General features: G+C 68.2%; 21 protein-coding genes. 7 read left to right on the forward strand and 14 right to left on the reverse strand.

The window, feature by feature from the left end; translation table 11 throughout:
- Positions 1-25: 25 nt before the first annotated feature.
- The 5 genes from G6N61_RS29155 to G6N61_RS29175 form a co-directional block, all read right to left on the reverse strand.
- The gene (locus tag G6N61_RS29155) at positions 26-355 is read right to left on the reverse strand and encodes a hypothetical protein (protein ID WP_163924315.1); all 330 of its coding nucleotides are present in this window, start codon (positions 353-355) and stop codon (positions 26-28) included.
- A complete protein-coding gene (locus G6N61_RS29160) occupies positions 348-1658 on the reverse strand; it encodes a glycosyltransferase (RefSeq protein ID WP_163924316.1) in 1311 nt (436 codons plus the stop codon). Before G6N61_RS29160 ends, G6N61_RS29155 begins: the two co-directional genes overlap by 8 nt.
- A 111-nt stretch (positions 1659-1769) precedes the next feature.
- Positions 1770-2594, reverse strand: coding sequence for a formate dehydrogenase accessory sulfurtransferase FdhD (gene fdhD / locus G6N61_RS29165; RefSeq protein WP_163924317.1), 825 nt, complete (start codon positions 2592-2594; stop codon positions 1770-1772).
- Positions 2582-4954, reverse strand: coding sequence for an FdhF/YdeP family oxidoreductase (locus G6N61_RS29170; protein ID WP_163924318.1), 2373 nt, complete (start codon positions 4952-4954; stop codon positions 2582-2584). The genes fdhD and G6N61_RS29170 overlap by 13 nt, the downstream gene beginning before the upstream one ends.
- A gap of 32 nt (positions 4955-4986) precedes the next feature.
- Entirely contained in the window at positions 4987-6072 is a 1086-nt protein-coding gene (locus G6N61_RS29175; RefSeq protein ID WP_163924319.1) for a YncE family protein, read from the reverse strand.
- A gap of 178 nt (positions 6073-6250) precedes the next feature.
- Here G6N61_RS29175 and G6N61_RS29180 point away from each other — a divergent pair, with 178 nt between their 5' ends.
- Complete coding sequence (locus G6N61_RS29180; RefSeq protein ID WP_163924320.1) at positions 6251-8425, forward strand: glutamine synthetase III family protein; 2175 nt, start codon at positions 6251-6253, stop codon at positions 8423-8425.
- Between the two features lie 130 nt (positions 8426-8555).
- On the opposite strand, the gene G6N61_RS29185 is transcribed toward G6N61_RS29180, so the two are convergent.
- From G6N61_RS29185 to iolC, 8 genes are all read right to left on the reverse strand, one after another.
- Entirely contained in the window at positions 8556-9404 is an 849-nt protein-coding gene (locus tag G6N61_RS29185; RefSeq protein ID WP_163924321.1) for a sugar phosphate isomerase/epimerase family protein, read from the reverse strand.
- Positions 9405-9489: 85 nt separating this feature from the next.
- A complete protein-coding gene (locus G6N61_RS29190) occupies positions 9490-10365 on the reverse strand; it encodes a sugar phosphate isomerase/epimerase family protein (RefSeq protein WP_163924322.1) in 876 nt (291 codons plus the stop codon).
- 1 nt (position 10366) lies between these two features.
- Positions 10367-11398 (reverse strand): Gfo/Idh/MocA family protein, encoded by a 1032-nt coding sequence (locus G6N61_RS29195; RefSeq protein WP_163924323.1) that lies wholly within the window; start codon positions 11396-11398, stop codon positions 10367-10369.
- 29 nt (positions 11399-11427) lie between these two features.
- Positions 11428-12348, reverse strand: a complete 921-nt coding sequence (locus G6N61_RS29200) for a sugar phosphate isomerase/epimerase family protein (protein ID WP_163924324.1) — start codon at positions 12346-12348, stop codon at positions 11428-11430.
- A gap of 23 nt (positions 12349-12371) precedes the next feature.
- The gene (gene iolD, locus G6N61_RS29205; protein ID WP_163924325.1) at positions 12372-14315 is read right to left on the reverse strand and encodes a 3D-(3,5/4)-trihydroxycyclohexane-1,2-dione acylhydrolase (decyclizing); all 1944 of its coding nucleotides are present in this window, start codon (positions 14313-14315) and stop codon (positions 12372-12374) included.
- 3 nt (positions 14316-14318) lie between these two features.
- Positions 14319-15182, reverse strand: a complete 864-nt coding sequence (iolB, locus tag G6N61_RS29210; protein WP_163924326.1) for a 5-deoxy-glucuronate isomerase — start codon at positions 15180-15182, stop codon at positions 14319-14321.
- 33 nt (positions 15183-15215) lie between these two features.
- Entirely contained in the window at positions 15216-16121 is a 906-nt protein-coding gene (locus tag G6N61_RS29215; protein WP_179973546.1) for a Cgl0159 family (beta/alpha)8-fold protein, read from the reverse strand.
- Positions 16114-17085, reverse strand: a complete 972-nt coding sequence (gene iolC / locus G6N61_RS29220; RefSeq protein ID WP_163924327.1) for a 5-dehydro-2-deoxygluconokinase — start codon at positions 17083-17085, stop codon at positions 16114-16116. The genes G6N61_RS29215 and iolC overlap by 8 nt, the downstream gene beginning before the upstream one ends.
- A gap of 152 nt (positions 17086-17237) precedes the next feature.
- Here iolC and G6N61_RS29225 point away from each other — a divergent pair, with 152 nt between their 5' ends.
- From G6N61_RS29225 to G6N61_RS29250, 6 genes are all read left to right on the forward strand, one after another.
- A complete protein-coding gene (locus tag G6N61_RS29225; RefSeq protein ID WP_163924328.1) occupies positions 17238-17969 on the forward strand; it encodes a GntR family transcriptional regulator in 732 nt (243 codons plus the stop codon).
- Between the two features lie 260 nt (positions 17970-18229).
- Positions 18230-19216 carry a substrate-binding domain-containing protein gene (locus G6N61_RS29230; RefSeq protein WP_163924329.1) on the forward strand — a complete coding sequence of 329 codons (987 nt, stop codon included), beginning with the start codon at positions 18230-18232 and terminating at the stop codon, positions 19214-19216.
- A 57-nt stretch (positions 19217-19273) separates the two neighbouring features.
- Positions 19274-20332 carry an ABC transporter permease gene (locus tag G6N61_RS29235; protein WP_163924330.1) on the forward strand — a complete coding sequence of 353 codons (1059 nt, stop codon included), beginning with the start codon at positions 19274-19276 and terminating at the stop codon, positions 20330-20332.
- 5 nt (positions 20333-20337) lie between these two features.
- Complete coding sequence (locus G6N61_RS29240) at positions 20338-21156, forward strand: ATP-binding cassette domain-containing protein (RefSeq protein WP_163924331.1); 819 nt, start codon at positions 20338-20340, stop codon at positions 21154-21156.
- A 66-nt stretch (positions 21157-21222) separates the two neighbouring features.
- A complete protein-coding gene (locus G6N61_RS29245; protein ID WP_163924332.1) occupies positions 21223-21690 on the forward strand; it encodes an SRPBCC family protein in 468 nt (155 codons plus the stop codon).
- Between the two features lie 130 nt (positions 21691-21820).
- Positions 21821-22210 (forward strand): hypothetical protein, encoded by a 390-nt coding sequence (locus tag G6N61_RS29250; RefSeq protein ID WP_163924333.1) that lies wholly within the window; start codon positions 21821-21823, stop codon positions 22208-22210.
- A 12-nt stretch (positions 22211-22222) separates the two neighbouring features.
- On the opposite strand, the gene G6N61_RS29255 is transcribed toward G6N61_RS29250, so the two are convergent.
- Positions 22223-23212, reverse strand: a complete 990-nt coding sequence (locus G6N61_RS29255) for a Gfo/Idh/MocA family protein (RefSeq protein WP_163924334.1) — start codon at positions 23210-23212, stop codon at positions 22223-22225.

The raw sequence follows: 23212 nt of genomic DNA on the forward strand, positions 1-23212 counted from the left end.
GCCCTCAGTACATTCTCACCGATCGTTACCCGCGTGCCGGTTCCCGCACCGTCGACATGAACAGCACCCGCAGCGTGTAGTCGGGGGCCTCGGCCGGATGCACCGTCGACGCGAATTGCACTGCGGTGGCTTCGGTGTGGGCTGCGTTCTGCGTGGCGGTCAGCATGGTGTCGTAGTCGTCGGCCGGCGAGACGCCGTCGAGTCGCCGCCATTGCGACCACCCGTCGGCGGTCGCCTGCCGCCACATCACCTCCATGGTGGTGCTGCGTTCGACGTGCAGTTGACGCAGCGAGCAGACCAGAGCCCATAGCAGGGCCACGACGACGACGGCGGTCATGACGAGATCGCTAGACATGCTGCGGCTCCCGCGTGGTCTCGCCGATGACCTCGTCGATGAGCGAGCCGATCTCCGCGACGCCGTCGCGGCCGGCGTACGCGCGCTGCAGCCGGCGTGCGGCGGAGCGGTAGCGGCTCGTACCGAGGACGGCGGTCACCGCAGCCCGGACCGCCTCGACGCTCGGCGTCCCGGTGCGCAGGTTCACTCCGGCGCCGAACCATTCGACCCGGGCGGCGACCTCCGGTTTGTCCTCGGTGTTGCCCGCGACGACGAGCGGTACCCCGTCGAGCAGTGCCCGCTGCACTGCTCCATAGCCGCCGTTGGTCACCATGACGTCGACCATCGGCAGCAGCACGTCGTGGGGGATGAACTCGGCGACGAACGTGTTCGACGGCAGCCTCGTGCCGATCTGCGACACCGGACGGCCACCGGTCGAGACGACCACGGTGACGTCCTCCTCGGCGAGCGCGGCGATGGTGGGCTCGATCAGCCGGGTCAGGTCGGCGTTGTCGATGGTGCCCTGGGTGACGTGGACGACGGGGCGGCCCGACGACAGTTCGCCCCACCATTCGGGCGCGACGAACGCGTCCGTCGGCTCGGGGGTGACCGCGCCGACGAAGCGCACGTGGTCCGGCAGATCCGAGCGGTCATACTCGAACTCGGGCACGGTCGGCACGATCAGCCGGTCGGCGAGCACCGCGGAGTCGAGCAGGAAGACCGGCAGCTTCGGCAGTCCGAGCGCCCGCAGCATGGTGTTGGCCGAGCGGTGCGCCGGGCGCAGCAGCGCCTTCTGCGCCGCGACGTTGAGCGCCGCGTTGCGCACCCGCCCGAGTGGACCCGGCATGGGGAGCATCCCGGTTCCGCCTGGCGCGGTGTCACGGCTGGTGAGGAACAGCGGCGTCGTGGAGTAGGTGAGTACCGGCGGTCGGTCCGCCCGGTCGCCTAGCAGCATCGGGAGGATGCCGAGGAAGAATGCGTCCGTCATGACGGCGTCGAAGTGGTTGTGCGACAACAGTTCGTCGAGTGCGGCGGCCTGGTGCGGCATGGGACGGACGAAGACGTGCTCGACGTCGAAGTTGAGTCGTGCGGTGCCGGACGTCTCGGCGCGGCCGGGCAGGTCGGCGTCCAAGGACGAGCCGTCGAAGTCGGCGCCGTAGGGCAGCGGGTGAAAGTGCGCGCCGGTCGAACGCACCCGGTCGGCGTGCGTGGCGGACGTCAGGAACGTGACGCGGTCACCGCGGGCGACGAGGCCACGCGCGACGCTCGCCAACGGTGCGACGTGTCCTAGGGGTGGGCAGGCGGCGATCAGGATCTCGGCCATGGTGAACGTCCTCTCGAAGCGGGTTTACGACTGACGTCGATGCTTCGCGATCGAGGGATGTGCAGCTTGGAGGTCGTGTGGAGAAAGCGTGGAGAAGTGGTGCAGAGGCGGTCAGTGCTCGACGCGGTCGGGCCTGCTGTAGACGTTCATCGACTGGCCGCGCAGGAAGGCGACCAGCGTCAGGCCGGCCTGGGTGGCCAGGTCGACGGCGAGTGACGACGGCGCCGACACGGCGGCCAGCACCGGGATGCCCGCCATCACGGCCTTCTGCGTCAGCTCGAACGATGCGCGGCCGCTGACCAGCAGGACCGTGCCGGTGAGCGGCACGCGTTGGTTCTCGACGGCCCACCCGATGACCTTGTCGACGGCGTTGTGTCTGCCGATGTCCTCGCGCACCACGAGCATCGTGCCGTCGGCGGTGAACAGCGCCGCGCCGTGCAGGCCGCCGGTGCTGGCGAACACCCGCTGAGCGCTGCGGAGTTGATCGGGCATCGCGGTCAACGTCTCGGCGCTGACCACGGTGGGGTCGTCGCCGGGGGAGTGCCTGCTGATCTGGCGGATGGCGTCGATGGAGCCCTTGCCGCACACGCCGCACGACGAGGTCGTGTAGAAGTTGCGGGTCACGTCGACGTCGGGCATGGGTACGCCCGGCGTCAGGCGCACGTCGAGCACGTTGTAGGTGTTCAGCCCGTCTTCCCCGGCGCCGCGGCAGTATTCGACCCGCGCGATGTCGTCACGGCCGCCGATCACGCCCTCGGTGAGCAGGAAGCCCTGTGCCAGTTCGACGTCCGAACCGGGGGTGCGCATGGTGACGGTGATGGCGGTGCCGTCGATCCGCAGTTCGAGCGGCTCCTCGACGGCGAGTGTCTCGGGCCTGGTGGTGGTCGACTCGGCGGTGAGGTGACTGGCGCGCCGCCGGACCGTCACGCGTCCCATGATGACCCGCTGACGAGATCCTCTGCTGCGCTTGCCGGTTCGAAACGGATGACGACGGCCTTCGACACCGGGGTGTTCGACTTCTCGGCGACGTTGTCGAGCGCCACCAACGAGTTGGTCTCCGGGTAGTACGCCGCGGCGTTGCCGACGGGCGTCGAGTAGGGCACCACCATGAAGTCCTTCGCGCGCCGTTCGGAGACGCCACCGTCGGCGTCGGCGAACTCCGACACCAAGTCGACCCGAGACCCCTCGGAGAGGCCGAACGCCGCGATGTCGGCGGGGTTCACGAACACCACGCGGCGGCCACCGCGCACGCCGCGGTAGCGGTCGTCGAGGCCGTAGATCGTGGTGTTGTACTGGTCGTGGCTGCGCAGTGTCTGCAGCACCAGCCTGCCCTCGGGCACCGGCACCCATTCCAGCGGGTAGACGGCGAAGTTCGCCTTCCCGGTGTGCGTCGGGAACTCGCGGGAGTCGCGCGGGCCGTGCGGAAGCTGGAAGCCGTCGGGCGCACGCACCTTGGCGTTGTAGTCGGCGCAGCCCGGCACGACCGCGCCGATCGCGTCCCGGATGGCGTCGTAGTCATCGTTGAACGTCTCCCACGGCACCGGGTGTGCCGGGCCGAGCAGCTCGCGGGCGAGCTGACACACGATCGCCACCTCGCTGCGCACCTCCTCGCCGGGCGGGTGCAGACTGCCACGCGACAGGTGCACCATCGACATCGAATCCTCCACGGAGACCTGCTGTTTGCCACTGGCCTGGACGTCGCGGTCGGTGCGGCCGAGTGACGGCAGGATCAGCGCCGTCTTGCCGTGCACCACGTGGCTGCGGTTGAGCTTGGTCGAGACCTGCACCGTCAGTGCGCAGTTGCGCAGCGCGGCTTCGGTGACTGCGGTGTCGGGCGTGGCCAGGGCGAAGTTGCCGCCCATCGCGATGAACACCTTCGCGCGGCCGTCGCGCATGGCGCGGATGGAGCCCACGGTGTCGAGGCCGTCCTCGCGGGGACTGGTGATGCCGAAGCGCTGGTCGAGCGCCGAGAGGAACGTCTCGGGCATCTTCTCCCAGATGCCCATGGTGCGATCGCCCTGGACGTTGGAGTGCCCGCGCACCGGACACAGGCCCGCGCCGGGCTTGCCGATCATGCCGCGCAACAGCAGCAGGTTGGAGATCTCGGCGATCATCGCCACCGCGTGCTTGTGCTGGGTCAGGCCCATCGCCCAGCAGGCGACGGTGCGCTCGGAGTCGGCGAGCATGCGGGCCACCTGCTCGAGCTGTACCCGGTCGATGCCGGTGGCCTCGACGACGGTGTCCAGATCGATTGCGCGGGTGCGCCTCTCGTACTCGTCGAAGTTGGCGCAGTGATCGGCGATGAACTCGCGGTCGACGACCGTGCCGGGCGCGCGGTCGTCGGCCTCGAGCAGCAGCCGGCCAAGACCGGCGAACAGGGCCATGTCGCCACCGAGGCGAATCTGCACGAACTCGTCGGCGATCGGGACACCGTGCCCGACGACGCCGTTGACCTTCTGCGGATCCTTGAAGCGGATCAACCCGGCCTCGGGCAGCGGGTTGATCGCAATGATCTTGGCGCCGTTGTCCTTTGCCTTCTCCAGGCTCGACAACATGCGCGGATGGTTGGTGCCCGGATTCTGCCCCGCGACGATGATGAGGTCGGCCTCGGTGACGTCGGCGATCGTGACCGAGCCCTTGCCGATGCCGATGCTCTCGGTCAGCGCGGCACCCGACGACTCGTGGCACATGTTGGAGCAGTCCGGCAGGTTGTTGGTGCCGAAGCTGCGCACCAGCAGCTGGTAGAGGAACGCGGCTTCGTTGCTGGTGCGTCCCGAGGTGTAGAAGACGGCACCGTCGGGGTCGTCGAGGGCGCGTAGCTCATCGGCGATCAGGCGGTAGGCGTCGGCCCAGTCGATGGGCCGGTAGTGGTCGTCGCCGGCGCGCAGGACCATCGGATGGGTCAGGCGACCCTGCTGCGAGAGCCAGTACTCGGGCCTGCCCTCGAGGTCGGTGATCGAGTGCCGTTCGAAGAATTCCGGCGTGACGACGCGCTTGGTGGCCTCCTCGGCGACGGCCTTGGCGCCGTTCTCGCAGAATTCGGCGAACTTGCGGCCGCCGTGCTCCTCGGGCCAGGCGCAGCCGGGGCAGTCGAAGCCCTTGCGCTGATTGAGCCGCACCAGCGACGCCGCGGTGCGGAACGGCCCCATCGACTTCACGCTGCGCTGCAACGACACCATCACGGCCTTGACGCCGGCGGCCTCGTGTTCCTGCCCGGTGACCGTGGTCGCGTGCTCGTCGTAGTCGACCTCGATGTCCCGCGTGACGCCGCGTCCCCGCCGCAATCGAATCGCCATGACTCCAGCCTAGGCTTCCTGCCGCGAGGGCTTCAGCGGTCCGGCGGAGTGACGATCTGGATCACCCCGGCGGTCACGCCCGCGATGAAGAGACGGCCGGTGGTGGCGTCGACCCCGAGTGTGTACGGGTTCTGCACGGTCGTGATGCGAGCGACCTCCCGCGGGGTCGGCTGCGCCATGTCGTAGCCGACGACCTCGTTGGTTCCCGACGACGCCACCCAGAGCCGGTCGCGGGTGGGGTCGTAGGCGATGCCGTAGGGCCCGCCGGGCTGCTCGACGCTCGCGAGTTCGCGCGGCGCGGTGTCGAAGACCCGGATGGCGTCGCCGCGGGTGTCGGTGGCGATGTACCGGCCGTGCTTGTCGGCGACGAGGTGGGTGGGGCCGTCGCCCGCGGGCGTAGACCCCTTGATGGTGAGGGCGTCGGCGTCGTACACGGTGAGGTCGTTCTTGCGGACGTCGAGCATGCCCATCAGTTCTCCGACGGGGGCCATGCCCGCGGGTTGCACGCTGTCGGTGAACACCTTGACGATCTCGTCGCCCCGCAGCACCGTGGTGGTGCCACCCAATTCGTTGGCGACGAACAGCGTCCCGTTGGGCGTCTCCGACGCGTCGTGGGGCACGGTGCCGGTGATGATCTGAGGCTCGGCGGCGCCGCCGGGCAGGTCCACCCGGACCAGGGCGTTGGCGCTCTCCACCGGCACCAGGACCGGCCCGCCCGGACGCGCGAGCTGCAGGTGTCGGACGAACCCCGGCAGCGGTGTCCTGCCGGTGACCGCACCGGTGTCGGCGTTGATCAGCACCAGTTCGTTGGGGTCGCGCTTGGCGACGGCCACCGTCCGGGTCACCGCATCCACGACGACGCCCTCCGGAGCCGTGCCCACGGGTACCAGGCGTCCCGGCGGCGTGACGCTCGGCGTCGGCGCACGCTGCGGCTCGGCGGGTGGGGGCAGCTGATCCGACGGCGGGCGCGTGCCCTCGGTCGGAACGCCCGGCGGCAACAGGCCCGTCGTGGTGGCCGGCGCGGCGGCCTCCGAACTCGTCGATGGCGCCGGTGTGGTGTCCTGTGACCCGCAGGCCGCGACGAGCAGTGCGACGGCGGTGAGCACGAGCATTCGCATGCGGTGGGGTTACCCCCGGAGCGGCCGATGGCTCGACTCGGGCCGATCCGTAATAAGACGTCACGGGTAGCGAATTCTGTCGGTGACGCGGACGTAACGAGTTCGGCATCGAGCGTTCCTACGGTTGGCCGGTCGAGTCCGCGAATCGTGTGCGGGCACACGCAGCGATAGGAACCCCATGAGCGGAAACGCGGTGCGCCTGCAGGCGATCACCAACGTCGAGGCGTACGTGCCTCCGGCCATCAGCTTCGACCCGGCCGAGGCACCCGGAGAGATCTGGGGCACCAACGTGTTCACGCTGGCCGAGATGCGACTGCGGCTGCCGAAGGCAGCGTACAAGTCCGTCGTCGCGACGATCGAGAAGGGCGCCAAGCTCGACCCCGCGATCGCCGACTCCGTCGCCTCGGTGATGAAGGACTGGGCGCTGTCCAAGGGCGCCACCCACTACGCGCACGTCTTCTACCCGATGACCGGCCTGACCGCCGAGAAGCACGACAGCTTCCTCGAGCCCGTCGGCGACGGCCAGACGCTGGCCGAGTTCGCGGGCAAGACGCTGATCCAGGGCGAACCGGACGCGTCGAGCTTCCCGTCGGGTGGATTGCGCAGCACGTTCGAGGCACGCGGCTACACCGGCTGGGACGTCACCAGTCCCGCCTACATCCTGGAGAACCCGAACGGCAACACCCTGTGCATCCCGACGGTGTTCGTCTCGATGACCGGTGAGGCGCTGGACTACAAGACGCCGCTGCTGCGCAGCCAGCAGGCGATGGGTACGCAAGCCGAGCGCATCCTCAAGTTGTTCGGCCACGTCGACTTCGACCACATCGTGTCCTTCTGCGGCCCGGAGCAGGAGTACTTCCTGGTCGACCGGCACTTCTTCCTGTCGCGCCCCGACCTGATCAACGCGGGTCGCACGCTGTTCGGCGCGAAGCCGCCCAAGGGCCAGGAGTTCGACGACCACTACTTCGGCGCCATCCCCGACCGCGTGCTGGGCTTCATGATGGACACCGAACGGGAGCTGTTCAAGCTCGGCATCCCGGCCAAGACCCGCCACAACGAGGTCGCGCCAGGGCAATTCGAGATCGCCCCGATGTTCGAGCGGGCCAACATCGCCGCCGACCACCAGCAACTGCTGATGACGACGTTCAAGAACATCGCCAAGAAGCACGGCATGGAGTGCCTGTTCCACGAGAAGCCGTTCGCCGGCGTCAACGGGTCGGGCAAGCACGTCAACTTCTCGCTGGGCAACGCGCAGTTCGGCAGCCTGCTGGTGCCCGGTGATACCCCGCATGAGAACGCGCAGTTCCTGGTGTTCTGTGCCGCGGTGATCCGGGCGGTGCACAAGTTCTCCGGCCTGCTGCGGGTCTCGGTGGCCTCGGCCACCAACGACCACCGCCTCGGCGCCAACGAGGCGCCGCCCGCGATCATCTCGATCTTCCTGGGCGACCAACTGGCCGACGTCTTCGAGCAGATCGCCAAGGGAGCGGCGACGTCGTCGAAGGGCAAGGGCACCATGATCATCGGCGTCGACACGCTGCCGGTGCTGCCGACCGATCCCGGCGACCGCAACCGCACCAGCCCGTTCGCGTTCACCGGCAACCGCTTCGAATTCCGCGCGCCGGGCTCGGGCCAGACGATCAACGTGCCGATGATCATCCTCAACACGATCATGGCCGACTCGCTCGACTACATGGCCACGTGGCTGGAGAAGGCCGTCGGGGAGGGCGCGGACTTCGACGAGTCCGTGCAGAAGCTGTTGACGGAGATCATCACCGAGCACGGCGCGGTGGTGTTCAACGGCGACGGCTACTCCGACAACTGGCAGGTCGAGGCGGAGGCCCGCGGACTGCCGAACCTCAAGACGACGCTCGACGCGATCCCCGAACTCGGCAAGCCCGAGGCCATCGAGGTGTTCGAGAAGTACGGCGTCTTCAACGCGCGCGAGCTGCACAGCCGCGAAGAGGTCCGCTACGAGATGTACGCGCTGACAGTCGGAGTGGAGGCCAAGCTCACCCTCGAGATGGGGTCGACGGTCATCCTGCCCGCGGCCATCCGGTACCAGACCGAGTTGGCGCAGAACGTTGCGACGCTGAAGGCGGCCGGGATGGAACCCGACCTGACGATGTTGAAGACGGTGTCCGCGCCGATCGCGGACCTGACCGCCGCCTTGACTGCGCTCAAGGCCGGGATGGACGCGCACGGCGGGGATTCGGCCGCCGAGGAGGCCGCGCACGCCCAGAGCCTGCTGGCGCTGATGGACGACGTCCGTTGGGCCGCAGACACTTTGGAGAACCTCGTCGCCGACGACCTCTGGCCCCTGCCGACCTACCAGGAGATGCTCTACATCCTCTGAGTTCTCCGGGTGACCGTTCCCCCGCGAGCGTGCGTGTCTGCGGCCGACACGCCGGGCTCAGACCTGAGTTCACGCACGCTCGCGGGGTCACGGTGCCCGGTCGGCACGCCGGGGATGCTGCGCCTGCCGGCTACAGCACGGCGCGAGCGGTGTCCGCTGCGACCCGAAGCGCCTCAGACACGGGTAGCGCCCGGAAGTCGTCGGACAGGATCTCGACACCCCAGGGTCCGTCGAAGCCGTTGTCGCTCAACACCTCGACCAGACCTCGCAAGTCGAAAACGCCCTGGCCGCACAGCAAGCGGTTGTGCACGGTGTCCTCGAACAGGGTGCCGACGACTTCGGCGGCCGCATCGTCGAGTTCGACGCCGAACACCATCCCCGGTTTCAGGGCGTGGCGCAGCTCGTCGAGCGAGGTGCCCGCGCGGAACACGTGCCACGCGTCGACCAGCAGACCCACAGCGGGATGGTCTGCGGCAGCGACGATGTCGACACCCATCGGCACCGTGGCGATGCGCGAGAACGGCATGGTCTCGATTGCGATCCTGGTGCCGTGGTCGGCGGCTTCGTGGGCCAGTCGCCGCAGCGGCTCGACGAGCGACTCCGGCCGGGAAGCCGGCGGACCGAGTTCCGAGCCGATCTTGATGAACGCTGGCGACAGCACGTCGGCGGCATCGAACAGCAACTCGCGCACCTCGAACGAGTGGTGGGCGGCGCCGCGGGGGATCCACCACCTCTCGATGAGTTCGATCTCGACGTGGGTCAGCCCAGCGTCTGTGATCAGATGCCGCAGATGACCCAATCCGATGGAGTCGCGGATGGCTCGAAGGTCGTCCTGGATGAGGCCCAAGCCGACGTACCCTGCGTCGGCGACCGCGCGGATGCGCTCGGCGATCGGCACGGGGCTGGTTGCAGGGACGTGCATCGGCGACGTATCGCCGGCGCTCGTCCATGCGGTCGCGACGAGTCGGGGTTCGGTCATGTCACTCCTCTGTCGCGAGCGTGCACGAACTCGGGTTTCGACCCGGCGTGTCGCCCGCAGACACGCACGCTCGCCGAAAGAAGTGCTACCCGCCGTGCTTGGCGACGTAGTCGGTCATCGTCTTGAGCTGGTAGCGGGAGACGTCGTGCGCGGACTCGTCCTCGGCGAACACCGATGACACCATGACGGTGTCGTCGCGGTCGTAGAAGCCGATCTCGCCGAGGCCGCCGAAGAACTCCTCCCAGTCGACGTCGCCGTCACCGATCTTGAGGTGCTGGTGGACGCGCACGGGGTTGCCCGGCGGGTTGGTGATGTAGCGCAGACCATGGCTGCGATGATGGTCCATGGTGTCGGCGACGTGCACCAGGCGCAGCTTGTCGCCCGCGGCCCGGATGATGTCGCCCATCGCGCCGCCCATGTGGAAGGTGTGGCACGCGACGTAGACCATCCCGATGTTCGGCGAGTTGACGCCGCGGATGATCCGCAGCGCCTCCATGCCGTCCTCCACGAAGTCGTCCGGGTGCGGGTCGATCCGCACGTCGATGCCCTCGCGCTCGAAGATCGGCACCAGTTCCTCCATCGACCGGAAGAACGCCCGCTCGGACTCCTCGGCCTTCTCGGGCCTGCCGGAGAACTCGGTATTGATCACGTTCACGCCGAGGTCGACGGTGATCTGGACGACGCGCTTCCAGTTGCGTACGGCTGCTTCCCGGGCGTCCTCGTCGGGGCCGGACCACCGCAGCACCGGCAGCACCGAGGCGATGCCGACACCCGCGTCGGCGCAGGCCTTGCGGAACTGCGTGACGAGGGCGTCGTCCGCCCGGGGGTGGTTGAAGAACGGGATGAAGTCGCGGTGCGGGGTCAGCTGCAGGTACTCGTAGCCCAATTCCGCGACCAGAGCGGGGAGTTCGAGCAGCTCGTAGTCGTGATGGAAGGGCGTCGGATCCAGCGCGATCTTCACGTCACGCGCCCGGGATCGTCGCGCGATCCACCATCGACACCGCGACGGGCAGCCCGCTGTCGAGCGACTCGACGCCGGCCTCGCACACCGCGGCGGCGGCGTAGCCGTCCCACGCGCTCGGTCCATCGGTGAAGTCACCGGTGGCCGACCCACGGCGCACCGCGTCGACCCAGCGTTGGAACTCGGTGTCGTAGGCCTGGCCGAAGCGCTCGCGGAAGCCCGGGGTGAGCTGGCCGCCGCGCGTGCCGTCACTGCGGGTGCGCACCAGCCCGACGTCGAGTCCGATCATCGCGCTGCCCTTCTCGGCCACGACCTCGGTCCGCACCTCGTAGGCGACGCCGGTGGTGACGAACAACTCGACGTCGACATGCCTGCCCGACGCGGTCCGCATGATGGCGATCTGCGGATCGGCCAAGCCCTCCGGCGCACCGGGACTGGCCGACGGCTTCACCATCTGGATGGAGGTGATCTCCTCGTCGAACAGGAACCGGGTGACGTCGACTTCGTGCACCAGCGAGTCGCGCACCACCATCGCGCTGTCGAAGTACGGCGGCACCGCCGGATTGCGGTGCGCGCAGTGCAGCAGAAGGGCCCGCCCCAGCTCGCCCGAGGTCAACAGCGCCTTCAACTGCGCGTACTCGTGGTCGAAGCGGCGCATGAAGCCGACCTGGATCAGCCGCTTACCCAGTGCCGCTTCGCGTTTGACCACCTCGAGTGACGTCGCGACGTCGGTCGTCAGCGGCTTCTCGCACAGCACGGGCTTGCCGTGCTCGAGGCACGCCAGCAATTGCTTCTCGTGCGTGGGTCCGGGAGTGGCCAGCACGACGGCGTCGACGTCCGGATCGGCGATCGCGTCCAGCGGGTCGGCGATCGCGCGGCAACCGTCGATGCCCGAGGCGATCCGTTCGGCCTTCTCGGTCACGAAGTCGTTCACCACGGCGACGCGGGCGCCGGAGATCTTGGTGGTCAGCCGGGCGACGTGATCGGCGCCCATGACGCCGACGCCGAGAACGGCCACACGCAAGTCAGACATGTCGATGGTCCTTATCAGTTGGAGCGGAGTCAGTTGAAGCGGACGGAGGGAACGCCGCACGACCCGAGGTACTTCTGGGTCCGCTGGGCGATGGGCAGGGGAGCGTCGGCCTCGCAGGGGTACATGTCCTGCTCCACGATGGCGAACACGTCGATGCCGAGCTTCTCGATCTCGGCCAGCAGCGGCGGCATGTCCGGAACGCCAAGCGGCGGTTCGATCATCGCGCCGAGTTTGACGGCCTCGCCGAACGGCAGGTCCTCGGCTTCGACCTTGGCGCGCACCTCGGGGTCGACCTGCTTGAGGTGCAGGTAGCCGATCCGCTCCGGGGCGCGACGGATGATCGCGATGTTGTCGCCACCGCAGTAGCTGATGTGGCCGGTGTCCAGACACAGGTTGACGAACTCGCCGTCGGTGCCGTCGAGGAATCGGTAGACGTGCTCCTCGGTGTCGACGTGGCTGTCCGCATGCGGGTGGTATTGCGCACGGACGCCGTACTTCTCGTACATCGCCCTGCCGAGTTCGTTCATGCCGGTCGTCTTTTGGTGCCACTGCTCTGCCGTGAGGTTGCGGTCCTCCAGCACGGCGCCGGTGGACGGGTCACGCCACATCTCGGGGATGACGACGACGTGTTTGCCGCCGACTGCGGCGGTCAGCCTGGCGACGTCCTCGACCTGTGTCCACACCGAGTTCCACGAGTCGTCCCCGCGGGACACGGATTGGTGCAGGTGCTCGAACACCGTGCCCGCCGACAGCCTGAGCCCCCGCGCGGCGAGTTCGTCGGCGAGCTGCTTCGGGTCGGTGGGCAGGTAGCCGAACGGGCCCAGTTCGATCCACTCGTAGCCCGACGCTGCCACCTCGTCGAGGAATCGGGTATACGGCGTCTGCTGCGGGTCATGGGGGAACCACACTCCCCAGGAGTCGGGGGCGGATCCAACGAGTATGCGCGACATGGTGTTTGGGTATCTCTCCGCGATCAGGACGGACGGATGTGGGGCCGCTGGATGGTCTTCCAGTCGGCATATCTCTGGTATGCGGTGCGGGTGGACTCGAGCTGCGACACCTCGCTGACCGGAACGTCCCACCAGGACTCGCTGTCCGGGGCGAAGATCAGCGGATCGGTTTCGACGTGGATCACGGTGGTGCGGTCGTTGGCCTTGGCCACCTTGACGGCGTCGCCGAACTCTGCCGCGGTCGCGACCTTGATGACCTCGGCGCCGAGGCTGGCCGCGTTGGCGGCGAGGTCGACGGGCAGCTTGTCGCCGTCGAGCCTGCCGTCGTCGCTGCGATAGCGGTACGCGGTGCCGAACCGCTGGGACCCCAGCGACTCGGAGAGCCCACCGATGGAGGCGAAGCCGTGGTTCTGCACCAGGACGACGATGACCTTGATGCCCTCCTGCACGGCGGTCACCAGCTCGGTGGCCATCATCAGATAGGACCCGTCGCCGACCATGACGAACACGTCGCGGGAGTCGTCGGCCATCCGCACGCCGAGCCCGCCTGCGATCTCGTAGCCCATGCAGGAGTAGCCGTATTCCACGTGGTAGCCCTTGGGGTCACGCGTCCGCCACAGCTTGTGCAGGTCGCCGGGCATCGAGCCCGCGGCGCACACGACGACGTCGCGTGGATCGCTCAGCGTGTTGGCCAGTCCGATCACCTGGTTCTGGTTCAGCGCGACCCCGTCATCGACCGCGTAGGCCGCGGACACGGTGTCGTCCCACTCGGCGGCGAGGGCGGCGGTGCGGTCGCGGTAGTCGGCGTCGACCGAGTAGTCGCCGAGGGCCTCGCGCAGCGCGTCGATCGCCTCGCGGGCATCGGCGACGACGCTGATGCCGCCCTGCTTCACCGAGTCCAGCGATGCCACGTTCACGTTGACGAACCTGACGTCGGGATTGGTGAAGGCCGTGCGGGATGCGGACGTGAAGTCGCTGTAGCGGGTACCGATCCCGATGACGACGTCGGCGTCGGTGGCCAGCGCGTTGGCAGCCGTGGTGCCGGTCGAACCGATCGCGCCCATGCACTGCGGATGGTCGTAGCGCAGTGCGCCCTTGCCCGCCTGGCTCGTCGCGACGGGTATGCCGGTCTGCTCGCATAACGCCGCGAGTGCATCGGTGGCACCGGAGTAGACGACGCCACCACCGGCGACGATCAGCGGCGTGCGCGCGGAGCGGATCGCGTCGGCTGCGCGCGCGATCACCGAACGCTCCGGCAGCGGCCGTGCCACGTGCCAGGTGCGTTCGGCGAACAGGGATTCCGGCCAGTCGTGTGCCTCGGCCTGGACGTCCTGCGGTATCGCGACGGTGGCGGCACCGGTCTCGACGGGGTCGGTCAGGACCCGCATGGCGCCGAGCAGTGCGGCGGGCAGCTGCTCGGGCCGCCACACCCGGTCGAAGTATCGCGACAGCGGCTTGAACGCGTCATTGACCGTGACGTCGCCGCTGGATGGGAGTTCGAGTTCCTGCAGCACCGGGGAACTCACGCGGGTGGCGAAGGTGTCGGCGGGCAGGAGCAGCACCGGCAACCGGTTGATGGTGGCGAGTGCGGCGCCGGTGAGCATGTTGGTGGCGCCGGGACCGACGCTCGCGGTGACGGCCCACGCCTGCAGCCGGTCCTTCTGCCGCGCGTAGGCGACCGCGCTGTGCACCATGGCCTGTTCGTTGCGGCCGAGCACGTAGGGGAGCAGCGGCTCGGTCCCTGCGTCGAGGGCGGTGACTTCGTCCTCGAGGAGCGCCTGGCCGAGCCCCGCGACGTTGCCGTGGCCGAAGATGCCGAAGCAGCCCGCGAAGAACTTGGTCCGCTCGCCGTCGCGCTCGACGTACTGCTTGCCGAGGAAGCGAATGCAGGCCTGTGCCACGGTGAGTCGGACCGTCGGCTCGCGGTCGGGCGTCTTCTCGGCCCGCTTCGGTGCGGTGGAGACCATGGGTCAGGCTCCTGTCTCGTGTAGGGGTAGGCGGGGGTCTATCGGCTGGTCGTCCCAGGTGCCGCGGAGCCAGGCGTGCTCCGGGTCGTCGACGATCTTCCAGGCGCGTTCGTCGCCGGGTCCGGCCATGACGTTGAGGTAGTACATGTGGTAGCCGGGCGCAGCGACCGACGGTCCGTGGTAGCCGTGGGGGACCAGCACGACGTCGCCGGTGCGGACCTCCTCGAGGACCTCGATCGGACGCTCCGGGGTGCCGTACACCCGGTGATAGCCGAAGCCGCGGCTGCCGTCTGGGCCTGCCTGGATCTCGAAGTAGTAGATCTCCTCGAGTTCGCTTTGGGTCGGCGTGTTCTCGTCGTGCTTGTGCGCCGGGTAGCTCGACCAGTTCCCGCCCGGCGTGATCACCTCGCAGGCGATCAGCGAGTCGGCGCCGAAGACGCCTGCGGTGCCGAAGTTGTGCACCTGCCTGCTGCAGTTGCCGGTGCCGCGCAACTCGACCGAGACGTCGGCGGCCGCGACCCGCCGGTTCGGGAATGCACGCTTGGCGCGGGCGCCGCAGATCGCGAAGCGACCCGTGCCGGTGATCGAGTAGGACTGGTCGATGCCGAGGTACACCATGTCCGACGGCCCGTCGAACACCGATGCCCGCGGCGACAATTCGAAGGTCTCACCGGCGCACTCGACGGTGCCGCCGCCGGCCAGCGGCAGGATCATGACCTCGGTGCCACCGGTGTGCAGTTCTCGTCGCGAGTCGTCGAGTTCGAGCACCTGCAGTGAGGACTCGGTCCAGCCGGCCGACTCGGGTGTGATGTCGACGGCGAACGGCGGTTCGGCACTGCGCGCGGGAATGTACAGGTCGCTGTGCATGTCAACGTCCCCCGTCGTTTCGCTCGCCCATGGTCAGCGCACCATCGCGACGGCGGTGGCGACGGCGGCCGCCACGTCGTCGTTGGACGGGTAGAGCAGGGTGCGGCCGACGATGAGCCCGCGCACCGATGGCAGCCCGAGCGCCTTCTCCCAGCTCGCGAACGCCTCGTCGGCGTCGGTGGGATCGCCGCCCAGCAGCAGCGTCGGCATGGTCGTCGCCTCCATGACGCGGTCCATCTCGTCGACGACTGGAAGCTTCATCCAGGTGTACGCCGACGTGGAGCCGAGCCCCTGGCCGATGTGGATGGACTTGATCACGGCGTCGGGGGAGAGGTCGTTGCGGACCTTGCCGTTCACCCGGCTCGACATGAACGGCTCCACCATCGCGATGAGGCCGTGTGCGGCCAGTTCGTCGACCGCCTGGGCGCACGCCGTCATCGTGTTGACTGTGCCCGGGTCGTCGAGGTTGATGCGGCACAGCATCTTTCCGCCGTTCATCCGCGCCGCCGCCGTGGAGGCGGCCGTGGCCGCGGTCATGCGGTCGTCGAGTTCGAACACCGAGCCGGCCAGCCCGCCGCGGTTGAACGACGAGAACACCACCTTGTCCTCCAGCGCCCCGAGCAGTACGAGGTCGTCGAGGATGTCGGAGGTCGCCAGCACGCCGTCCACCCCGGGGTCGGCGAGCGCGGCGCGCAGCCGGTCCAGTAGGTCGACGCGGTTGTTCATGGCGGTCGGCCGCGCGCCGACCGCGAGCGCGCCGCGGGCGGGGTGGTCGGCGGCGACGATCATCAACCGGCCGTCACCGCGAACGGTCGGCCGGCTGCTGCGGGCCTGCCACGCCTTGGCGACGGCGCCGGGGTCGGCGGCGCGCACCTCGGTGACCGCGGCGTAGTCCGCGCACATGGGACGAGCCAAGGGAGTGTGCGTCACGTCAGACATTGACGGCCTCCACGGCAGTCTGTTCGGCGAGTGCGGCGACCTCGGCGGTGGTGGGCATCGCCGTCGAGCACTCGAGCCGGGTCGCCACGATGGCGCCGGCGGCGTTGGCGTAGCGCAACGTCTTCTCCAGTGGCCATCCGCGCAAGAGTCCGTGAATCAGGCTGCCCCCGAATGCGTCTCCTGCACCGAGGCCGTTGACGACGTCGACGTCGTTGGGCGCCACGGTGACCGAGCTGTGCCGCGTCTTGCCGAGCACGCCCCGGGGGCCCTGCTTGACGATGGCCAGTTCGACGCCCAGATCGAGTAGGGCCTCGGCGGCCTTGCGCGGGTTCGACTCGCCGACGGCGATCTCGCACTCCTCGCGGTTGCCGACGGCGACCGTGACCTGACCCAGTGCCCGTTGAACCTGCTCGGTCGCGGCGGCCGGCGTCGCCCAGAACATCGGGCGGTAGTCGAGATCGAGCACCGTCAGCGGACGCCGTTCGCGGGCAGCCCACGCCGCGAAGTGCGCACTGCGACTGGGCTCCTCCGACAGACCGGTCACGGTCGACCAGTAGAGCCGCGCGTTGCGGATCGCGTTGAGATCGAGTTCGTCGGGGCGGATCTGTAGGTCCGGTGCGGACGGCTTGCGGTAGAAGTACAGCGGGAAGTGGTCCGGCGGGAAGATCTCGCAGAACGTGACCGGCGTTGGGTATTCGCCGTGCACGGTCACGAAGCGGTCGTCGACGCCCAGCCTGGTCAGTTCGGCGCGCACGTAGCGGCCGAACGGGTCCGACCCGACGCCGGAGATCAGCGCGGTGCGATTGCCGAGCCGGGCCGCGGCGACGGCGACGTTGGCCGCGCTGCCGCCGAGGAACTTGCCGAAGGTCTCGACGTCCTCCAGTCCGACCCCCGTCTGCAGGGGATAGACGTCGACGCCGCTGCGCCCGATGGCGACGACGTCGAACGGTTCCGTGCTGGTCAATTTGGCTCCCAGGATGGTGGGCGATGGTTGTCTACGACTGTGCCTCGCGTCACTCCGCGCTGTCAATAGTTTGTCCTGACATTCTGACTTGCGATCATGTCGGTGTTATCGTGCAGCTACCCTTCTGGTCAAGGCCCTAGATCGGAGCAGACGTGCCCATAGCGGTTGATATCGACAGGTCCAGCCCGGTTCCGCTCTACCACCAACTGGCACAGGCGATCGAGGCCGCGATCCGCGATGGCGAACTGGCTCCCGGTGACCGCTTCGAGAACGAACTCGCGTTGGCCAGCCGACTCTCGCTGTCGCGGCCCACGACGCGGCGCGCGATCCAGGAGCTGGTCGACAAGGGTCTGCTGGTTCGCAAGCGTGGCGTCGGAACGCAGGTGGTGCAGAACCCGGTTCACCGTCGCGTCGAGCTGACGAGCCTCTTCGACGACCTGGCCCGTGCCGGTCAGCAGCCCACCACCGACCTGCTCGACTATCGCCGCATCACCGTCGACGAGGAGATCGCCGTCGAGCTGAACCTGAAGATCGACTCGGAGGTCGTGACGATCCAGCGGCTTCGCTGCGCCAACGGCGAACCGCTCGCGGTGATGACGAACTACCTTCCCGCGGAACTGGCGCCGGGCCCAGAGGAACTCGAGGCCAGCGGCCTCTATCAGGCGCTGCGGGCCCGCGGCATACACATCCGGCTGGCGCGCCAGCGGATCGGCGCCAAACCTGCGACCAAGCCGGAGGCGAAACTGCTCGGCGAGAAGCCCGGCGCGCCGCTGCTGACCATGAGCCGCACCGCATTCGACGACTCGGGCCGGGCGGTCGAGTTCGGTAGTCACTGCTATCGCGCTTCCCGCTACTACTTCGAGACCACGCTGGTGGATCGCTGAGGCTCGGCTTGCCAACCGCGCCGGTGCCGCGCATTTCCTGACGCACTCACCCAGCTTTGGTTCTCCCGCTGTCCGGCCGTCCCCGCGGTTCGAACGTGCTGGGCCGATGCGCAGAAAGTTTGACCTGCAGTCCGAATGTCCTAACAAAGTCTTGACTTTCCGGTGTGAGCCGTATTACATCACCGGTGAGGCGTGTCGCAGCGCACGGTCCCATCGGATCGACGACGCGGCCCGGCGGTGTCGAGACAAGGAGACAGACAATGGCGTTGAAGCGGCTTGCGGCGATCGTGGGAGCGGGCGTACTGGCGGTGAGCATCGTGTCGTGTTCGTCGACCGGTGGGAAACCGGAGGCGTCCGGCGACGGCGGAGGCGGCGGAACCGTCGACACCCCGCGCATGACGATCGCGATGATCACGCACGAAGTTCCCGGCGACTCGTTCTGGGACCTCGTCCGCAAGGGCGCCGAGACGGCGGCGAAGAAGGACAACGTCGAACTGCGCTACTCGAATGACCCCGAGGCGCCGAACCAGGCCAATCTGGTGCAGAGCGCCATCGACAGCGACGTCAAGGGCATCGCCGTGACGCTGGCGAAGCCCGACGCCATGCAGGCCGCCGTGAAGGCGGCAGAGGCCAAGGGCATCCCGGTCGTGGCCTTCAACGCCGGCATGGACGCCTGGAAGGGGATGGGCGTCAAGGAGTACTTCGGCCAGGACGGCTTCATCGCCGGTCAAGGCGTCGGTGACCGACTCCGCGGCGAAGGTGCCGCCAAGGCGCTGTGCATCATCCAGGAGCAGGGCCACGTCGACCTCGAAGCCCGGTGCGCCGGCGTGAAGGCCACGTTCCCCGCCACCGAGATCCTCAACGTCAACGGCAAGGACATGCCGTCGGTGGAATCCACGATCACGGCCAAGCTGCAGCAGGATTCCGGCATCGACTACATCGTGGCGCTCGGTGCGCCGTTCGCGCTGACCGCGGTGCAGTCCGCCAAGGGCGTCGGCAGCAAGGCGAAGGTGGGCACGTTCGACACCAACGCCGCGCTCGTCGACGCCATTAAGGCAGGCGACGTGCAGTGGGCCGTCGACCAGCAGCCGTTCCTGCAGGGCTACCTCGCCGTCGATTCACTGTGGCTGTACCTGAGCAACGGCAACGTGATCGGCGGCGGGGCGCCCACGCTGACCGGGCCCGCGTTCATAGACCAGTCCAACATCGATGCGGTGGCCGAGTACGCCAAGAACGGAACACGGTGACGGGAACGTGCGCACCGGTGACACGACGCTGACCACAACCGGCGGAGAGGCAAGGCCATGACAACTCAGGCAGACCTGAACATGGGAGACCGCAAGGTCGTCCACGACGAACGGGTCAAGGAGCGCAACCGGCTGCAGCGCTTCCTGATTCGCCCGGAGATGGGTGCCGGCATCGGTGCCATCGGCATCTTCGTCTTCTTCTTGGTCGTTGCGGCACCGTTCCGCGAGGCGTCGTCGCTGGCGACCGTGCTCTACGCGAGTTCGACCATCGGGATCATGGCGTGCGGCGTCGCGCTGTTGATGATCGGCGGCGAGTTCGACCTCTCGGCGGGCGTCGCGGTGACGTTCAGCTCGCTGGCGGCGTCGATGCTGGCCTTCAACCTGCACCTCAACCTGTGGGTGGGGGCGGCGCTCGCGCTGGTGCTGGCGTTGAGCGTCGGCTTCCTCAACGGCTACCTGGTGATGAAGACCAAGATCCCCAGCTTCCTGATCACGCTGAGTTCGTTCTTCATGCTCGCCGGCATCAACCTCGCGGTGACCAAACTGGTTGCCGGACAGGTGGCGACGCAGAGCGTCAGCGACATGCAGGGCTGGGCATCGGGCCAGTGGGTGTTCGCCCACGCGTTCACGATCTTCGGCGTGCAGGTCAAGATCACCGTGCTGTGGTGGCTGCTCTTCACCGCGGTGGCGACGTGGGTGCTGTTTAAGACCAAGGTCGGCAACTGGATCTTCGCGGTCGGTGGAGACGCCGACAGCGCACGCGCAGTGGGCGTCCCAGTGACGAAGGTCAAGATCGGGCTGTTCATGTTCGTCGGCTTCTGCGCTTGGTTCGTCGGCATGCACCTGTTGTTCAACTTCAACACCGTGCAGTCCGGTCAGGGCATCGGCAACGAGTTCTTCTACATCATCGCCGCGGTCATCGGCGGCTGCCTGCTCACCGGCGGCTACGGAACGGCGATCGGCGCCGCCATCGGCGCGTTCATCTTCGGCATGACCAACCAGGGAATCGTCTACGCCGGCTGGGATCCCGACTGGTTCAAGTTCTTCCTGGGCGCGATGCTGCTCTTCGCGGTGATCGCCAACAATGCCTTCCGCAACTACGCAGCGAAGAGGTGACCGACATGACCACGACCGTCGAAACCCAGCCGAGCGAGGCCCCGTCCGGCGCCAAGGTGCCGCTCGTCGAACTCAAGAACGTCGGCAAGTCCTACGGCAACATCACCGCCCTCAAGGACATCTGTCTGCGCGTGCACGCCGGCGAGGTCACCGGAATCCTTGGCGACAACGGCGCGGGAAAGTCCACGCTCATCAAGATCATCTCGGGCCTGCATCAGCAGACCGACGGTGAACTGCTCGTCGACGGTGAGCCGACGACGTTCAGCTCGCCGGCCGACGCGCTGAGCAAGGGCATCGCCACGGTGTACCAGAACCTGGCAGTCGTCCCCCTGATGCCGGTGTGGCGCAACTTCTTTCTCGGCCAGGAGCTGCGCAAGAAGTCGTTCCCGTTCTCCCTCGACGCGAACGCCATGCGGGCCACCACGCTGACCGAACTGTCGAAGATGGGCATCGACCTGCCCGACGTCGACGTCCCGATCGGATCGCTGTCGGGCGGACAGAAGCAGTGCGTCGCGATCTCCCGTGCCGTGTTCTTCGGTGCCCGCGTCCTGATCCTCGACGAGCCGACGGCCGCCTTGGGCGTCAAGCAGTCCGGAGTGGTGCTGAAGTACATCACCGCGGCCAAGGAGGCAGGCTTCGGCGTCGTGTTCATCACGCACAACCCGCACCACGCGCACATGGTTGGTGACCACTTCGTCCTGCTCAATCGCGGGCAGCAGAAGCTCGATTGCAGCTACGAGGAGATCACCCTCGAGCACCTGACCCAGCAGATGGCCGGTGGCGACGAGTTGGAGGCGCTGTCGCACGAACTGGGCCGCAAGTAGCGCTCACCCCGTGACCCACGCCCCGCCGACCGATTGGTCGGCGGGGCCTACGGGTATGTGGGGACCATGACCTCGAGCACCCCGAAGACAGAAGACGCCGGCCCGCGCACCGTGAGCCGCAGCGTGCAGGTCGCCGCGCCCGTGGCCGACGTGTTCGCACTGATCGTCGATCCGCACCGGCACCCCGAGATCGACGGGTCCGGCACCGTGCGCGACGTCGACGTGAAGGGCCCGCACCGGCTGCACCAGGGCGATGCGTTCACGGTGGGCATGACGCAGTACGGGGTGCCCTACAAGATCAAGTCGCGCGCGACGGCCGTCGAGGAGAACCGCCTCGTCGAGTGGCAGCACCCACTCGGCCATCGCTGGCGCTGGGAACTGAGCGAGGTCAGCCCCGGGACCACGAAGGTGACGGAGACGTTCGACTACTCGACCGCCAAGGCGCCGTTCTTCATCGAGCTGACCGGCTACCACAAGAAGAACGCCGAGGGCATCGAGTCGACCCTGACGGCGCTCGCCGAGCGGTTCGCGTAGGCGGCGCCGGCGTCATCGCGCCCTACCGGCGGCTTGGCCAAAGTCGGGATCGGTAGACCGCGCCCCCGTGTGAACTCCTCATCGAGGCCGACCAGTGCGGCGGCACCGAGACGAGATGAGAGCACACGCCATGAGACTCCAGAACCCGAAGACGATCCTGACCGCAGCGCTGCTGTCCGCCGGCCTGGCGGCGACGAGTATGGGCCTGTCGGTCGGTACCGCCGCGGCGGAGGTTCCCCCGAGCGGCCCGAACACCTGGTGCCCCGGTGACCCGCCGGTGGAGACCGGTAACAAGAAGTACAACCCGGTGCGCTGGGACGAGAGCATCTGCCACGAGTACTGGTTCGTCTACTTCGGGCAGGGCAACGTCGCGTCGAACATCTGGGACGGACCCAATCCGCCCGGACCGCCTCCGGGGCAGGGGTTCAAGCCGCCGCCGCCCATCCCGCCGGGATGGTGCTGGGGGCTTTTCCTTCCCTCGCCGTGCCCTCCAGGGGTGCAGGGACCGTCGCCGCACTAGCGACGAGCCCCCTCAGCGGACCGGGAGGCCCGCCGCCAGGTAGGCGTCGTCGACCAGGGCCATGTTCGCCACCGCGTCGTCGGCACCGAACGGCAGCGCGGCGCCGCTCTCCACGTGGGCGGCGAACGCCTCGAGTTGATAGGTGTACGTCGGCCGCGCGCCGAGACGCTCCACGGTCGTCCCGGACGCGGTGCGCAGAGTCAGCCGGTCGTCGACGTGGGGCCGGATGAAGTCGTGCACGTGCACGTCACCGGCCGTGCCGATGATGCGGTACTCGAACGAATAGTCGTCGGCGAGCATCGAATTCGTCGACAGGCCGGTTGCGCCACCCGGGAACTCGGCCTCGACGTCGCACCGTGCGTCGACGTCCGCGGCCCGCGTCTCGGCCCGGGCCCGCGCCACGGCGGGCACTCCCTCGATGCCAGGTACCGACAGTCGGCCGAGTGACCGCATGACGTGCAGCCCGTAGCAACCGAGGTCCATCAGCGCACCGCCCGCGAGGTCGTACGACCAGCGTGGATCGGACTCAGGCGGCGCGGGCATGGCCATGTGCACCTCGACGCGGGTCACCTCACCGAGGGTGCCATCGGCGGCGAGGTCGAATGCCCGTTGCGTGAGCGGGTGGAAGTAGTAGTGGAAGCCCTCGAGCACGGTCACGCCCGCCGCTGCGGCGGCCTCGGTCACCTCGGCGGCCTCGGATTTGTTGCGGGCGAACGGTTTCTCGCTGAGCACCGGTTTCCCGGCGGCGATGGCGGCCAGGTTCCACGGCGCGTGCAAGCCGTTGGCCAGGGGGTTGTAGACGACGTCGACGTCCGCGTCGTCAATGACGTCCTGGTAGGACCCGACCACCCTCTCGACGCCGTACTTCTCGGCGAAGACCTCGGCCCGCGAGCGTTCGCGCGCGGCGACCGCGACCAGTCGATGCCCCAACTCGGCGGCGGGCCCGACGATCGCCGACTCGGCGATCCGCGATGCGCCTAGGATTCCAATGCGAATGCTCAT

The sequence above is a fragment of the Mycolicibacterium arabiense genome (assembly GCF_010731815.2).
GTDB classification, from domain to species: domain Bacteria; phylum Actinomycetota; class Actinomycetes; order Mycobacteriales; family Mycobacteriaceae; genus Mycobacterium; species Mycobacterium arabiense.